The sequence below is a fragment of the Aeromonas taiwanensis genome (assembly GCF_000820165.1).
GTDB classification, from domain to species: domain Bacteria; phylum Pseudomonadota; class Gammaproteobacteria; order Enterobacterales; family Aeromonadaceae; genus Aeromonas; species Aeromonas taiwanensis.
Map to the genome: position 1 here is coordinate 133,503 of NZ_CDDD01000008.1, position 13,741 is coordinate 147,243.

The window sequence follows — 13,741 nt, forward strand, 5'->3', positions numbered from 1 at the left end:
AGGAACACCGATGTCGGACGTCATCACACTGGCCAAGGATCTGATCAGCCGCCCCTCCGTGACCCCCCTGGACGAAGGGTGCCAAACCCTGATGGCAGAGCGCCTCAAGCGCCTCGGCTTCGTCATCGAACCCATGGTGTTTGAAGACACCACCAACCTCTGGGCACGCCGTGGCAGTGAAGGTCCGCTCTTCTGCTTCGCCGGCCACACCGACGTGGTGCCCGCCGGTCCGCTGGAGAAGTGGCACACGCCGCCGTTCGAGCCGACCATCCTGGATGGCATGCTCTATGGCCGGGGAGCCGCCGACATGAAGGGGTCGCTGGCCGCCATGGTGGTGGCCACCGAGCGCTTCGTGGCCGAGCATCCGGATCACGCTGGGTCGATTGCCTTCCTCATCACCTCCGATGAAGAGGGGCCCTTCATCAACGGCACCGTGCGCGTCATCGACACCCTGGAGGCGCGCAACGAGAAGATCACCTGGTGCATCGTCGGCGAGCCCTCCTCCACCGCCCTGGTGGGTGACGTGGTGAAAAATGGCCGGCGCGGCTCCATCACCGGCGATCTGGTGGTGCGCGGGGTCCAGGGCCACGTCGCCTATCCCCACCTGGCGGACAACCCCATCCACAAGGCGGCACCGGCGCTGGCGGAACTTGCCGCCACCGTCTGGGATGAAGGCAACGCCTACTTCCCCCCGACCAGCTTCCAGATCGCCAACATCCAGGGCGGGACAGGCGCCTCCAACGTCATCCCGGGGGAGCTGCACGTGCAGTTCAACTTCCGCTTCAGCACCGAGCTCACCGACACGGATATCCGCGAGCGGGTCGAGACGCTGCTGACCCGCCACGGCCTGGACTTCGACCTGAAGTGGACCCTCTCCGGCCAGCCCTTCCTCACCGACACCGGCGCCCTGCTGGAGGCCACCGTCGCCGCCATCGCGCAGGTCAACGGCCAGCAGCCGGCCCTGCTCACCACGGGGGGAACGTCCGATGGACGCTTTATCGCCCCGACCGGCGCGGAAGTCATCGAGCTCGGCCCGGTCAACGCCACCATCCACAAGGTGAACGAGTGCGTGAAGGCGGACGATCTGGATCTCCTGGCGGACATGTACCAAGGGGTGCTGGCGCGGTTGCTGGCATGAGGACCTTTCGCCAGCCAATGGCGCCACCGCTGACACGGGAGACCATGCAACCATGACCCAGGATCAACTGCTGGGGCTCGACGAGAGCCACCTCATCCTGGTGGGGCGCGGGCCCCATCGTCTGACCGCCGCCACTGCGGCGGCCTTCAACGACATGCAGGTGGCCGCCGCCCACGACGGCTTCAACCTGCAGGCGGCCTCCAGCTGGCGCAGCTTCGAGCGTCAGCTCGCCATCTGGAACGGCAAGTGGCGCGGGGAGCGGCCGCTGCTGGATGCCGCCAGCCAGCCCATCGACGCTCTGCAGCTGAGCGACGAGGCCCGGCTGCACGCCATCCTGCGCTGGAGTGCCCTGCCTGGCACCAGCCGTCACCACTGGGGCACGGATCTCGACATCTATGATCCGGACTGCCTGCCCGCTGGCACCCGGCTCGCGCTGGAGCCCTGGGAGTACGAGGCGGACGGCTGGTTTGCCGACTTGAGCGAATGGCTCGGCGATCGGATGAACGACTTCGGCTTCTTCCTGCCCTATGCCAGGCCGGTCGGTGCCGCTCAGGGGGTCGCCTACGAGCCCTGGCATCTGAGCTTCTCGCCCGAGTCGGACGAGCTCATGCTCGATCCGGCGGCGCTGGCACTTTGCCTGCAACAGGCGGATATTGAAGGCAAGGGGTGCATACTGGCCCATCTCGACGAGATACTGGCCCGTTACGTCACCCTGGGTCACAGCGAAAGGAGAATCTGATGAGTCTGTGGTTATGGATAGGCCTGCCGCTGCTGTTCCTGCTCGGGTTGTTTCTCAACGCCATCAAGGACATGAAGCAGCTCGAGAAGCAGTTGCCCAAGTACAAGGACAAGATACGGGAAGTAAAGGACGACGAGGACGACTGACAGCCCGAATACACCTGGCCCGATGGATACCCGCATCCCGAGCCACCACGACGCACACAGGCGGCCAGCAGAGACTGGCCGCGGCTTTTTCATCCATCTCAGTCAGCGACCTCTACCCGGTTGCGCCCCGCCCCCTTGGCACGATAGAGCGCCATGTCGGCGCGCTGCAGCGTCTTGGGCATCGGCTCGCCAGGCTGGCGGCTCGCCACCCCGAACGAGGCGGTGACCGCCACCCCATTCGGCCAGTTGCGACTCCCGGCCACCGCGAGGCGCAGACGCTCGGCCAGTGCCTGGCCCCAAACCAATGAACGCCCGGGTAGCAACAGCACGAACTCCTCCCCGCCCCAGCGGCAGAGCATGTCTCCTTCCTCCAGTTGCAGCAACAGCTCGCTCACCAGACACTTGAGCACCTCATCGCCTACCGGATGGCCCTGGCTGTCGTTGATCTGCTTGAAGTGGTCGATGTCGATAAACACCAGGGTCATCTCGCCATCGTGGTGCACCAGTCGGGACTCCCCTTCATAACGGCTCAGGGCCCCGGTCAAAGGGTCATAACGCACCTGATTGCTGGCCATGCGGTACTCCAGCTCCAGATCCCGGTTGCGCGCCATGGTCTGCCTGGCCTGCCTGCTCATCTTCACCAGACGCCGCCGCATCCCGAGATAATCCATCAGCAGCAGGGAGATCACCGCAAGACTCCAGCCGATGAAGAGGGCGCGATAGAAGAGGCTGGGCGGCATCCAGGGTCCCTCGAAGAGCAGCGTCTCCACCTTCAGCCGGTAGTGCCCAGGGGCCGCCCCCGACCCCGTCGCCAGTTCGATGGCGAAGACCCGGCTCAGATCCTGGCCCTGCTGCATCAGGGGAATGTCGTAGTCGGTCAGCCACCAGGTGGCAGGAGTAAAGAGCTTGAGAGGCACTTCGACCCGCCCCGGGTACTGCCCGGGATCGAACAAGATGGCGTTGACCTTGTGGGAGACAGGATCCCCGTCCCGCGAGTAGTCCGGGTGGTAGTTGCGCAGATAGATCCGCCAGGCGGTGTTACTCGGCCCTTCCCCTGCCAACTGCAAGATCAGGTTATCGTAGTCAGACAGATCGATCCCCAGCTCGGGGGAGGCCAGGGTGATCGCCAGTTCGCAATAGGGCCAGCGATACTGGCTCCCCAGCTCGCATGTCATGCCGGTACCTTGCTGCGCCAGGGTCGCCACCGAGTCCCCACCCGCGGGGCGATCGTCGATGGTCGCAACCTCCCACTGATCACTCGGGACTATCACCAGATGACGTCTGGGGCCCCACTCAAACAGTGCGACCAGGAGCAGCGAGGCCACCATCAAGAGGGCGAGAAGCCACCATAACCGTCTGAGTTGTAACATTATTATTCCAATTCAAGGGGCTATTTCATCATGGGTGGAATATACCCAAATTCGGGCTGGAAAACGGCTTTTTATTAACATTTCAAGCAATAGCGATCTTGAAAACCGGACGGGGGTCGCATAACGGGCGAACGATGCGAATCGAGTGGGGTAAGCCACAGGACAACAACCGCTTGCGGGATGGCAGTATATCGGCGGCGTTGGAGGAAGGGCTTCATAGGTGTACCGACAAACGGCGTCCGGCCAGAGGCGGAGAAGTGTAATAAATTGCAAATTCAAGACACAAAATCGCCACTTTGTCACATTTCCTGCATATAATGTGCCTACTTTACACCAGCCAGGAAGGAGTTCGCCCTTGGATGCCGTCACCATCAACAGTTTCTTCTTTATCGGTGCCCTGTTGGTGGGAGCCAGTGTCCTGTTGAGCGCACTCTCGTCCCGGGTCGGCATCCCCATCCTGGTCATCTTCCTCGCCGTCGGCATGCTGGCCGGTGAGGATGGCCCGGGGGGCATCCACTTCGCCAACTACTCGGTCGCCTACCTGGTGGGCAACCTGGCGCTCGCCATCATCCTGCTCGATGGCGGCATGCGCACCCGGGTCTCCTCGTTTCGGGTGGCACTCTGGCCCGCCCTGTCGCTCGCCACCGTCGGGGTGGCCATCACCACCGGCCTGACAGGGCTGGCCGCCGCCTGGCTGTTCGACCTCAACCTGCTGCAGGGGATGCTCATCGGTGCCATCGTCGGCTCCACCGACGCGGCGGCGGTCTTCTCCCTGCTCGGCGGGCGCAGCCTCAACGAGCGGGTCAGCGCCACCCTGGAGATAGAGTCCGGCAGCAACGACCCCATGGCGGTCTTTCTCACCGTTACCCTGATCGAGGTGCTGGCCAGCGCCCAGCAGGGGCTGGACGCCGGCTTCCTGCTGCTGCAACTCATCAAGCAGTTCGGCCTCGGCGCCGGCATCGGCCTCTCGGGAGGCTGGCTGCTGTGGAAACTCATCAACACGGCCCGCCTGGCGCCCGGTCTCTACCCCCTGCTCACGGTGAGCGGCGGCCTGCTCATCTTCGCCATCACCACGGCGGTGGGGGGCAGCGGCATCCTCGCCATCTATCTCACGGGGCTGCTGCTTGGCAACCTCTCCTTGCGTAGCCGCAGCACCACGCTGTCGGTGCTGGACGGCCTGACCTGGCTCAGCCAGATCGGCATGTTCCTGGTGCTGGGGCTGCTCGCCACCCCGAGCAACCTGCTGCCCATCGCCCTGCCGGCGCTGGCGCTGGCGACCTGGATGATCCTGTTTGCCCGCCCGGTGTCGGTGTGGATCGGCTTGCTGCCGTTCAAGAACTTCGCCCCCCGGGAGCGCTGGTTCATCTCCTGGGTGGGGCTGCGCGGCGCCGTGCCCATCATCCTGGCGGTCTTCCCCATGATGGCGGGGCTGCCCAACGCCCAGCTCTATTTCAACGTCGCCTTCTTCGTGGTACTGGTCTCCCTCATCCTGCAGGGCAGCTCGCTGCCGCTCGCCTCCCGCCTGGCGCGGGTCGAGGTGCCGGCCCCCCCCTCCCCCATCAACCGCTCCGGCCTCGAGATCGATCTCGACAGCCAGTGGGAGACCTTCGTCTATCGCCTGAGCGCCGAGAAGTGGTGCATCGGTTCTCCCCTGCGGGAGCTGCGCATGCCCCAGGGTACCCGCATCTGCGCCCTGTTCCGCGGTCAGGAGCTGCTGCACCCCTCGGGCAGTACCCGGCTGCAATCGGACGACATCCTCTGCGTCATCGGCCACGAACGGGATCTCCCCGCCCTCGGCCAGCTGTTCAGCCAGGCGCCAGAACAGGATCTGGGCCCCCGCTTCTTCGGCGACTTCCTGCTGGAGGCGACCGCCAGACTGGTGGATCTCGCCCCCCTGTACGGCCTGGATGTGAGCGAGGTGGCGGATCAGACTCTCGGCGATTTTATTGCCCATCAGTTGGGCGATAATCTGGTTGTCGGTGACCATGTCGCCTGGCAGGGCCTGCTCTGGACCGTGGCGGAGATGGAGGATGGCGAACCCCGCAAGATAGGGGTGCGCTTCCTGGAAGAAGACCCCGTCTAGGCACCGGCCCTGCGCCGCCATTACTCAGTGAGAAGGGAGTGACCCATGCCTTATCAAACCCAGTTGTCTGGTCTGTATCCTCCCTCGCCCAAGCTGGGCCTCATCGAGGGATTCTTCGGCAAGGGCTGGAGCTGGGAGGCCCGCGCCCGCTATGCCCAGTGGCTGCCCCGCCACGGCTACGGCTTCTACCTCTATGCCCCCAAGGAAGATGGCTACCTGCGCAAGCACTGGGCCAAGCCCTGGCCCGCCGCCCAGCTCGAGGCCCTGCGCCAGCTCGCCCAGCAGTGCCGGGACAACGGCCTCGCCTTCGGGGTGGGCCTGAGCCCCATGGGGGCGCATCACGACTATGAGCGCCAGCGCCCCGCCTTGCTGGAGAAGGTGAGGGTCATCGAGGAGGTGCTCAAACCCGACATCCTGGCGGTGCTGTTTGACGATATGAAGGGAGACACCCCGGATCTCGCCCACTGGCAGCTCACCATCGCCCACGACATCGCGGCCCACACCAGCGCCGGTCGACTGCTGTTCTGCCCCAGCTACTACTCCACGGATCCCGTGCTGGAGAAGGTGTTCGGCCCCATGCCCCCCCACTACCTCACCGATCTCGGTCAGGGGCTGGACAGGCGCATCGACATCTTCTGGACCGGCCCCAGGGTCTGCTCCACCGAGTACCCGGCCGTCCACCTGCGCCAGGCCGCCGACTGGCTGCACCGCAAGCCCTTCCTCTGGGACAACTACCCGGTCAACGACGGCAGCAAGGCGAGCAGCTTCCTGCACCTGCGCGCCTTCGAGAACCGCCCGGCGGAGCTGGCGGATCTCGTGAGCGGCCACGCGGTCAACCCCATGAAGCAGGCAGCGCTATCGGCCCTGCCGCTCGCCACCCTGCCCATGAGCTACAGGCTCGGCCGCCAGTACGATCCGGACAAGGCGCTGCACGCCTCCCTCAACGCCACCTGCGGGCCGCAGATCTCCGCCATGATCCAGGCCGACCTGCCCCTGTTCCAGGACATCGGCCTGGCCCAGCTCACCCCGGAGCAGATAGGCCACCTCAGGAGCCGTTACCAGCCGTTCCATGACCAGTCCTGCGTGGACGAAATCCTGCGCTGGCTGGATGGCGAATACGTGTTCGATCCGGACTGTCTGACCGATTGAGGTCCCCCGAGAGGGGGGTGACGAGGAGAAGCGCCCGTGGATGCGTCGCTGATCTACCAGAACCTGGCGGTGCTCGCCGCCTTTTTGCTGCTCTACAGCCTGATTGCCGGGCGCTTCGAATCCAGGCTCATCAACGGCCCCCTGCTGTTTCTGCTGGTGGGGGGCGTGCTGGGTGACGGCGGCCTCGGCCTGCTCTCCCTCAACATCGACGGCGAGGGGCTCAAGCTGCTGGCCGAACTGGCCCTGGTCATCGTGCTGTTCAACGACGCCGCCAACACCAACTGGCAGGTGCTGCTGGCCAACCGTCAGCTCCCCGTCCGGCTGCTGCTCATCGGCCTGCCCCTGACCCTGCTGGCGGGCACCCTGTTCGGTCGTCTGCTGTTTCCCAAGCTCCCGCTGCTGGAGGTGGCCATCCTCGCCACCATACTGGCCCCCACCGATGCGGCGCTTGGCAAGGCGGTGGTGAGCAACCCGGCGGTACCGGCCCCGGTGCGGGAAGGGCTCAACCAGGAGAGTGGCCTCAACGACGGCATCTGCGTGCCCGTCCTGCTCCTGCTGCTCGCCCTGATCGCTCCCACCGAGCAGCATGCGGGCACCGCCACCCTGGCCGTGACCCTGCTGTTGGAGGAGATAGGCATAGGGATGCTGGTGGCCTTCGTGCTCAGCACCCTGACCATCCGATTGCTCAGGCTCTCCTACCTCAACGGCTGGCAGCTGCCGCTCTGGCGCCAGCTCACCATGCCGGGGCTCGCCCTGCTCTGTTTTGCCCTGGCCCAGACCCTGGGGGGCAGCGGCTTTATCGCCGCCTTTGTGGGGGGACTGCTCATCGGCCACCGGCTCGGGGAGCACAAGCACGCCTGGATGGACAGCTGTGAGGGGTACGGGGACCTGCTCTCCGTGGTGATCTGGATGGTGTTCGGCGCCATCATGGTGCCCCTGCTGCCCACCCTGCTGCACTGGCAGTTCTGGCTCTATGGGGCCGCCAGCCTCACCGTGCTGCGCATGGTGCCGGTCTGGCTGAGTCTGCTGGGCACGGGTCAATCCACGGAACTCAAGCTCTTCATCGGCTGGTTCGGCCCGAGGGGGCTCGCCAGCATCGTCTTCGCCGTCATGGTGCTGCAGCACCAGCCGGCCCTCACGGGCCAGCACCCTGTCATTGCCACCGTGCTCTGCACCATTATCTTGAGCGTCATACTGCACGGGGTGAGCGCCAATCCCTGGGTCAGGCGCCTCAGGCCCTGACGCCGCCCACAAAAAAGCCCCCTCCCTGACCAGGAGGGGGCTTTTTTCATCGCCAGCCGATCAGCCCAGCGCCAGCCAGACGCCCACGAACAACATCAGGGAACCCGCTATGCGGTTCATCAGGGTGACGTTGCCGCTCTTGGCGAGGAAGTGGCGCAGGGTGCGGCCACCACTCGCGTAGAGCAGCAGGCAGGAGAACTCGATGATCAGGATGAGGGCCACCAGGGCACTTATCTGGGGTGTCATCGGCTTGGCCGCGTTGATGAAGGGAGGCAGCAGGGAGACCATGAAGGCCCATCCCTTGGGATTCGCGATGGCGGTGACGAAGCCTTGCAGCGCGAGCCCGAGCGGCCTGGTCTCCTGAGCGGCCGAGAGATCCGCCGGAATGGCCATCTTGCCCTTGGCCTGCCACATCTGGATGCCGAGCCAGACCAGGTAGGCCCCTCCCACGTACTTGAATGCCGAGAACAGGGCCGGGTAGTTGAGCATGACCGCCGCCACCCCGACCACGGACAGCACGGAGACCAGGCCGACGCCGATGAGTTCACCCCACATCATGTGCAGGGTGCGACGCACCCCCAGGCTCATCCCCAGAGTCATCGCCAGGGTCATGCACATGCCGGGAGTCACAGAGACAAAAAAGAACGTAGGAACAAAGAGCGCCAAGATGGCGGGATCAATCCAGTCGGACACACTACACCTCCATGGTAACAAGCAGACGATCATGCCCAGCACACCCTTTTAACACAAGAAAAACCTTTTCATTCAGCACGGATTCAGACTTAAAAACTCTGTGACAAGAGCTGTCGCGCCTGTGTAAGATGCCGTCTTCCTCCTCTTTAGGGTTAGTAGGCAGCCTCATGTCGTTGAATAATCTCTCCATCCGCCTTCAAGTGCTCATTCCCCTGCTCCTCGCCAGCCTGCTGATGCTGCTGATGGCCGTGATCAGCAAGCAAGAGATCGACGGGGCAATCCAGGACATGAACGAAACCACCGCCAGCGTCACCCGCCACAAGGACGACATCGCCGCCCTGATCCACGCCACCTACCGGCTGCGCACCAACGCCATCTACGGCCTCTACGATCAGGCCCGCTTCCCCCAGCTGCCGGCGCAACTCTCCGCCGCCGAGCAGGAGATTGGCACCATCCTGACCAGGCTGGCCATCACCGGCGCCGAGCAGGACAACCGCCAGGTGGCGGCCGCCCTGCAGGCCTATCTCGGCCACACGCGCAGCAACATGCTGCCCTTGCTGGCCCAGAAGTACAGTGACGGGGTCGAGCCCGCCGCCTACGAGCAGGCCCGGCTGCATTTTCGCGATCTGGGTGAGGCGCTCATCAAACAGATCGACGCCATGTCAGGCCACATCAACCAGCTGATCCAGGCCGAGATAGCCCTGGAGCAGTCCCACTACCACGCCACCTTGCTGCGTACCCTGCTGCTGATGGCCGCCACCCTGATCGCGGCCCTGCTGGGCGGCTGGTGGATCTCCGGGCGCATCGTCCAGCCCATCGGCCAGTTGCAGGAGGTGATGCACGCCGTCGCCCTGGGCCGCTTCAACGTGCGGGCCAGCGCCGAAGGCAGCAACGAGCTGGGCCAGCTCGCCAGGGACATCAACCAGACCCTGGGCCAGCTTGGCAGCACCATCCGGACCCTGACCGGCATCAGCGGCAACGTGGCCTCCGCCGCCACCGAGCTCGCCGCCGTCATGACCCAGGCCGAGGTCAATGCCCAGCAGCAGCGCAGCGAGACAGAGCAGGTGGCCTCGGCGGTCACCGAGCTGGCCAGCACTGCCGACAACGTCAACCACAACGCCGCCCTGGCCGACGAGCTGGCACGGGATGCCAACAGCCGGGTCGAACAGGGGCTGGCGCTCTTCACCGAGAGTATCCAGGCCAACAGCCGCATGGCGGGCAGCCTCGAACATGCCGCCACCGTGGTGGCCAGGCTCAAGTCCCAGTCCGAGCAGATAGGCAAGGTGATTGAGGTGATCCAGGGCATCTCGGAGCAGACCAACCTGCTGGCCCTGAACGCCGCCATCGAAGCGGCCCGCGCCGGGGAGAGCGGACGCGGCTTCGCCGTGGTGGCCGACGAGGTGCGCCAGCTGGCCGCCCGCACCCAGGACTCCACCAAGGAGATCCAGGCCATCATCGAACAGCTGCAGAGTCAGTCCCTCTCCGCCAACAGCGGCGTGCAGGAGACCCTGGAGATCCTCGGTCACAACCAGCGCCTCTCCGCCGAGGTGCAGGATCTGCTGGGGGGCATCACGGAGGCGGTCAACCAGATCAACGGGGCCAACGCCCAGGTAGCGACCGCGGCGGAGGAGCAGTCCTGCGTCACCGCCGACATCAGCCGCAACCTCGGCAACATCCACGAGATAGTGAACCAGAATGCGGCCGGCATCAGCCAGAGTGCCGCCGCCAGTCACGAACTGTCACAGCTCGCCGAGCAGCAGCGCAAGCAGCTCGCCCAGTTCCAGCTCTGATCCCGCCACTCGGCACACCGGGGCCCGCCACGGGCCCCGTGAGCGCCCCCCCTCCCATAGTTCGCTGTTTAAAACGGGTTTTTGCCATCAAGGTGTCATTGGGGGCTGGGCTGTGTCCGCAAATATGGGTATGGTAGAGGCACGTCATTCCCCCTCACCTAGAGACCATCATGAGCCTGAAGTTCAAGAAACCCGCTTTTGTCACGCTCGGCCTCATCGCCCTGCTCTCCGCGATCTGGCTCGATTTCTATCTGCCGGAACACACCATCGCCACCATCACAGGGGTGGAGGTAAAACGCACCGACAAGGATGGCCCCATCAGCCAGAAGAACCCGGCTGACGGCCCCACAGTGGACGTCTATTACATCTATACCGAGCGCCCCGGCGAGAAGATCCGGGTGTTCCGCAACGAGGACACGCTCTGGGGCTGGCCCTTCTACTTCAAGTTCAACGCCGCCGACGTCCAGGCCAAGGCCAAGTCCATGGAGTTCGAGAAGCGCCTGGCCATGATCACCTCCTACGGCTGGCGCGTGAACATGTTCTCCCTCTTCCCCAACGTCACCAAGATAGAGAGCGCCGAGCCCGATGCCTCCACCTGGAGCTTCTTCCGCTGGTTCTGGTTTGGCGTCTGGGCCCTGGTGATGGGCAAGGCCGCCATCGCCACCTGGCGCTACTTCGATCGTCTCGAGGACGAGATATGAGCGAGCCGAGCAAGACGCGCACCAGCTTCTATCGCCGGCTCTACGTGGCTCACCTCATCAGCCAGGGCACGGACACCGTGCCCGCCATCATGGCGGCCACCGGCATGCCTCGCCGCACCGCCCAGGACACCCTGAGCGCCCTGGCGGAACTCGACATTTGTTGTGGCTTCGAGCAGACCGAGGGGGCTCGCCACCTGCAGGGGCACTATCGCATCAGCGACTGGGGGCCCATCAACCCGGCCTGGATCAACGCGCAGCTGCCCGTCATCAAGGAGACCCTGGGTTATCCCTGACTCCCCCGTCCGCATCCCATAACAATGGGGCCAGCCTTGCGGCTGGCCCCTCTCTTGTCTGGCCGGTTATCCCTTCTGCAAATGCCGGACGCTCATTCCCCTTCGTCAAAGGACTCTTCCGACGGCGGTTCCGCCGACTCCGCCCGGGTACAGTCGATGATGGAACGCTTGGGGTTGTTGGGGTCGCGCAGCAGCAAGGGAGCCTCCCCTTCATCGTGCAGCGCCTCGTCGGCAAACTCGCTGCCATAGGCGTTGTGGGTCAGCCGGCGCGCGTTGGCGATGGGGGTATCCACGAAGAGGGCGTGCACCTCGAAGGTGGAGGCAGGCACTAGGAAGCCGACGATGGGCAGGCCGTGCAGCTCTTCATGGACCTTGTACCAGGCAAAACCGTCGCTCACCTTGTCCGGGGTGTACTTCGCGAGCTGCGGATGCACCGGGGCCCCGCTCTCGCTGTCGAGATGGAGGTCGTCCAGCTCGCAGGTCGCCAGCCCCTGCCACATGGTCTCGAACGGGCTGGCGCAGCCCGCCAGTTGCATACATGTCAGCAGTGCCAACGTCCCTTTCCACATTCCCAGCCCCTTATTCGATGTCCAAGATGTCAGCCAAATGATCGCAGCCGCTGCACCAGCAGGTCGATGAACCCGGTCCTGTCCAGCCCCAGCAACACCAGCGCATTGGCGGGCTTGCCGGTGAGACCGTAGCGGTCCACCACCGTCATGCCGCTAGTATGTGCCCCCTGCGTCTCGATATCGACACGGCACTCCACCCCGTGGAACAGCGCGGGGGCCAGCAGCCAGGCGATGGTGCAGGGATCGTGCAGCGGGGCACCGGCAAATCCCCACTTGGGATCCCGGTGGTAGATCATGAAGAAGTCCAGCAGTTCCGCCACGCACCGGGCCACCGGATTGGCGATGGCGCGCACCCGCGCGATATCTTCGTCCATCACCTGGGCCTCGTGGGTCACGTCCAGCCCGCACATGGTGATGGGGATCCCTGAGTTGAACACCATATCGGCCGCCTCGGGATCCACATAAATATTGAATTCCGCCGCCGGGGTCCAGTTGCCCGGTCCGGCCGCGCCCCCCATCAGCACGATGCGGGCTATTTTGAGCTTGAGCTCGGGGTGGGCCGCCAACAGCAGGGCGATGTTGGTAAGCGGACCGGTCGGCACCAGGGTCACGGGCTCGGGACTCTCGCGCAGGCATTTGACCATCAATTCGAGTGCCGTCATCGCCTGTGGGGCAAAGGCGGGATCCGGCAATTTCGGGCCATCGAGGCCCGACTCCCCGTGCACGTTGTCGGCGATGATGAGCTCCCGGGCCAGGGGCTTGGGGGCCCCCGCCGCAACCGGAATGTCGCGGCGCCCCAGCAGGGTCAGGATGCGCAGGGCGTTGTTGAGGGTCTTGTCCGGCGTCTGGTTGCCGGCGCTGGTGGTGACCGCCAGCACCTGCAATTCGGGGCTCGCCAGCGCCAGGATGAGGGCGATGGCATCATCGTGGCCGGGATCGCAATCGAGAATAACGGGCAGCGCCATGGACGGACTCCTTGCAACATGACAGGGAGCCATACCTTAGCAAGCGGCGGCCCCATTAACTCGGGAGGGAGTCACAAAACGGACTCACCCTGTCAGATCAATCACTTGACCTCTTCCACTGGCCTCATGCATCCCGATTCGCCGCGCCTCAACCGTTCGGGTATGATCACTTCCCCCTTTTCCAGCCAGCATGCCCTATGTCCGTCATCGTCGATACCTTTGTTGCCCCGCCCTGCGACGCCGCCATCGAGATCCTCTTTGCAGACGAACACCTGCTGTTCATCAACAAGCCGAGCGGCCTGCTGAGCCTCTCGGGCAAGAACCCGCAGAACCTCGATTCGGTGCACCATCGGCTGGTGCAGGCGTACCCCGGTTGCACCCTGGTGCACCGCCTCGACTTTGGCACCTCGGGGATCATGGTGGTGGCCAGGAACAAGGGCATCAATGCCCTGCTCTGCCACCAGTTCAGCCAGCGCACCGTGAGCAAGGCTTACGAGGCCCTACTGTGCGGCCATCTGGCGGCAGACGAGGGGGTGATCGATGCCCCCATCGCCAAGGATCCGGCCCTCTTCCCCCTGATGAGCATCTGCGCCGTCAGCGGCAAGCCGGCCCGCTCCCGCTTTCAGGTGCTGGAGCGCCTGGTGCGCCGGGAGGCGCAGGGTGACATCCCATTGACCCGGGTCAGGCTGGTCCCCGAGACGGGCCGCACCCACCAGCTGCGCATCCACAGCCAGTGGCTGGGGCACCCCATCCTCGGCTGCGATCTCTATGGCGGCCTGCGATTGCCCGGCACCGAGCTGACGCCACGGTTGATGCTGCACGCGAGCGCCCTGGACCTTGTCCATCCAGTGAGCGGCGAGCCC

Annotated in this window: 14 protein-coding genes; 10 read left to right on the top strand and 4 right to left on the bottom strand. The window is 64.8% G+C overall.

What is annotated here, in order from left to right; genetic code table 11:
* Positions 1-10 precede the first annotated feature (10 nt).
* The 3 genes from dapE to BN1136_RS19575 are packed head-to-tail and all read left to right on the top strand — an operon-like array spanning position 11 to position 2,023.
* Complete coding sequence (gene dapE, locus BN1136_RS01645; RefSeq protein WP_043807951.1) at positions 11-1,138, top strand: succinyl-diaminopimelate desuccinylase; 1,128 nt, start codon at positions 11-13, stop codon at positions 1,136-1,138.
* A gap of 52 nt (positions 1,139-1,190) precedes the next feature.
* Positions 1,191-1,877, top strand: a complete 687-nt coding sequence (locus BN1136_RS01650; protein ID WP_043761901.1) for a M15 family metallopeptidase — start codon at positions 1,191-1,193, stop codon at positions 1,875-1,877.
* Positions 1,877-2,023 carry a hypothetical protein gene (locus BN1136_RS19575; RefSeq protein WP_010674048.1) on the top strand — a complete coding sequence of 49 codons (147 nt, stop codon included), beginning with the start codon at positions 1,877-1,879 and terminating at the stop codon, positions 2,021-2,023. The genes BN1136_RS01650 and BN1136_RS19575 overlap by 1 nt, the downstream gene beginning before the upstream one ends.
* A gap of 98 nt (positions 2,024-2,121) precedes the next feature.
* On the opposite strand, the gene BN1136_RS01655 is transcribed toward BN1136_RS19575, so the two are convergent.
* Positions 2,122-3,393, bottom strand: a complete 1,272-nt coding sequence (locus BN1136_RS01655) for a GGDEF domain-containing protein (RefSeq protein ID WP_043761902.1) — start codon at positions 3,391-3,393, stop codon at positions 2,122-2,124.
* Positions 3,394-3,748: 355 nt separating this feature from the next.
* Between BN1136_RS01655 and BN1136_RS01660 the strand changes: the two genes are divergently transcribed.
* From BN1136_RS01660 to BN1136_RS01670, 3 genes are read left to right on the top strand one after another with little or no spacing between them, the layout of a single operon-like run.
* Positions 3,749-5,476 (top strand): potassium/proton antiporter, encoded by a 1,728-nt coding sequence (locus BN1136_RS01660; RefSeq protein WP_043807954.1) that lies wholly within the window; start codon positions 3,749-3,751, stop codon positions 5,474-5,476.
* Positions 5,477-5,521: 45 nt separating this feature from the next.
* Positions 5,522-6,625: a beta-N-acetylglucosaminidase domain-containing protein gene (locus BN1136_RS01665; RefSeq protein ID WP_043761904.1), complete on the top strand. Its 1,104-nt coding sequence runs from the start codon at positions 5,522-5,524 to the stop codon at positions 6,623-6,625.
* A gap of 36 nt (positions 6,626-6,661) precedes the next feature.
* Complete coding sequence (locus BN1136_RS01670) at positions 6,662-7,867, top strand: cation:proton antiporter (RefSeq protein WP_043761906.1); 1,206 nt, start codon at positions 6,662-6,664, stop codon at positions 7,865-7,867.
* A 60-nt stretch (positions 7,868-7,927) separates the two neighbouring features.
* Here the strand turns inward: BN1136_RS01670 and BN1136_RS01675 are convergent, their stop codons facing one another.
* The gene (locus BN1136_RS01675; protein WP_043761907.1) at positions 7,928-8,560 is read right to left on the bottom strand and encodes a LysE family translocator; all 633 of its coding nucleotides are present in this window, start codon (positions 8,558-8,560) and stop codon (positions 7,928-7,930) included.
* A gap of 167 nt (positions 8,561-8,727) precedes the next feature.
* On the opposite strand from BN1136_RS01675, the gene BN1136_RS01680 reads away from it, so the two are divergent.
* The 3 genes from BN1136_RS01680 to BN1136_RS01690 all read left to right on the top strand — a co-directional run bounded on the left by BN1136_RS01680 (position 8,728) and on the right by BN1136_RS01690 (position 11,344).
* Positions 8,728-10,350, top strand: a complete 1,623-nt coding sequence (locus BN1136_RS01680) for a methyl-accepting chemotaxis protein (protein WP_043761909.1) — start codon at positions 8,728-8,730, stop codon at positions 10,348-10,350.
* 170 nt (positions 10,351-10,520) lie between these two features.
* A complete protein-coding gene (locus tag BN1136_RS01685) occupies positions 10,521-11,051 on the top strand; it encodes a DUF1523 family protein (protein WP_043761911.1) in 531 nt (176 codons plus the stop codon).
* Positions 11,048-11,344, top strand: a complete 297-nt coding sequence (locus BN1136_RS01690) for a winged helix-turn-helix domain-containing protein (protein ID WP_043761913.1) — start codon at positions 11,048-11,050, stop codon at positions 11,342-11,344. The genes BN1136_RS01685 and BN1136_RS01690 overlap by 4 nt, the downstream gene beginning before the upstream one ends.
* A 92-nt stretch (positions 11,345-11,436) precedes the next feature.
* On the opposite strand, the gene BN1136_RS01695 is transcribed toward BN1136_RS01690, so the two are convergent.
* Together BN1136_RS01695 and rihA are read right to left on the bottom strand one after the other, a co-directional pair.
* Positions 11,437-11,913, bottom strand: coding sequence for a hypothetical protein (locus BN1136_RS01695; RefSeq protein ID WP_043761918.1), 477 nt, complete (start codon positions 11,911-11,913; stop codon positions 11,437-11,439).
* Positions 11,914-11,942: 29 nt separating this feature from the next.
* Positions 11,943-12,878, bottom strand: a complete 936-nt coding sequence (gene rihA / locus BN1136_RS01700; RefSeq protein WP_043761919.1) for a pyrimidine-specific ribonucleoside hydrolase RihA — start codon at positions 12,876-12,878, stop codon at positions 11,943-11,945.
* A 197-nt stretch (positions 12,879-13,075) separates the two neighbouring features.
* Here rihA and BN1136_RS01705 point away from each other — a divergent pair.
* Positions 13,076-13,741, top strand: a 666-nt coding sequence (locus tag BN1136_RS01705) for an RluA family pseudouridine synthase (RefSeq protein WP_043807956.1), incomplete at its 3' end; no start/stop codon positions are given.

Bases quoted from the DNA above. Each gene is read 5' to 3' on its own strand.
- dapE (WP_043807951.1), top strand. From the start codon at position 11: ATGTCGGACGTCATCACACTGGCCAAGGATCTGATCAGCCGCCCCTCC.
- BN1136_RS01650 (WP_043761901.1), top strand. From the start codon at position 1,191: ATGACCCAGGATCAACTGCTGGGGCTCGACGAGAGCCACCTCATCCTG.
- BN1136_RS19575 (WP_010674048.1), top strand. From the start codon at position 1,877: ATGAGTCTGTGGTTATGGATAGGCCTGCCGCTGCTGTTCCTGCTCGGG.
- BN1136_RS01655 (WP_043761902.1), bottom strand. From the start codon at position 3,393: ATGTTACAACTCAGACGGTTATGGTGGCTTCTCGCCCTCTTGATGGTG.
- BN1136_RS01665 (WP_043761904.1), top strand. From the start codon at position 5,522: ATGCCTTATCAAACCCAGTTGTCTGGTCTGTATCCTCCCTCGCCCAAG.
- BN1136_RS01680 (WP_043761909.1), top strand. From the start codon at position 8,728: ATGTCGTTGAATAATCTCTCCATCCGCCTTCAAGTGCTCATTCCCCTG.
- BN1136_RS01685 (WP_043761911.1), top strand. From the start codon at position 10,521: ATGAGCCTGAAGTTCAAGAAACCCGCTTTTGTCACGCTCGGCCTCATC.
- BN1136_RS01690 (WP_043761913.1), top strand. From the start codon at position 11,048: ATGAGCGAGCCGAGCAAGACGCGCACCAGCTTCTATCGCCGGCTCTAC.
- BN1136_RS01695 (WP_043761918.1), bottom strand. From the start codon at position 11,913: ATGTGGAAAGGGACGTTGGCACTGCTGACATGTATGCAACTGGCGGGC.
- rihA (WP_043761919.1), bottom strand. From the start codon at position 12,878: ATGGCGCTGCCCGTTATTCTCGATTGCGATCCCGGCCACGATGATGCC.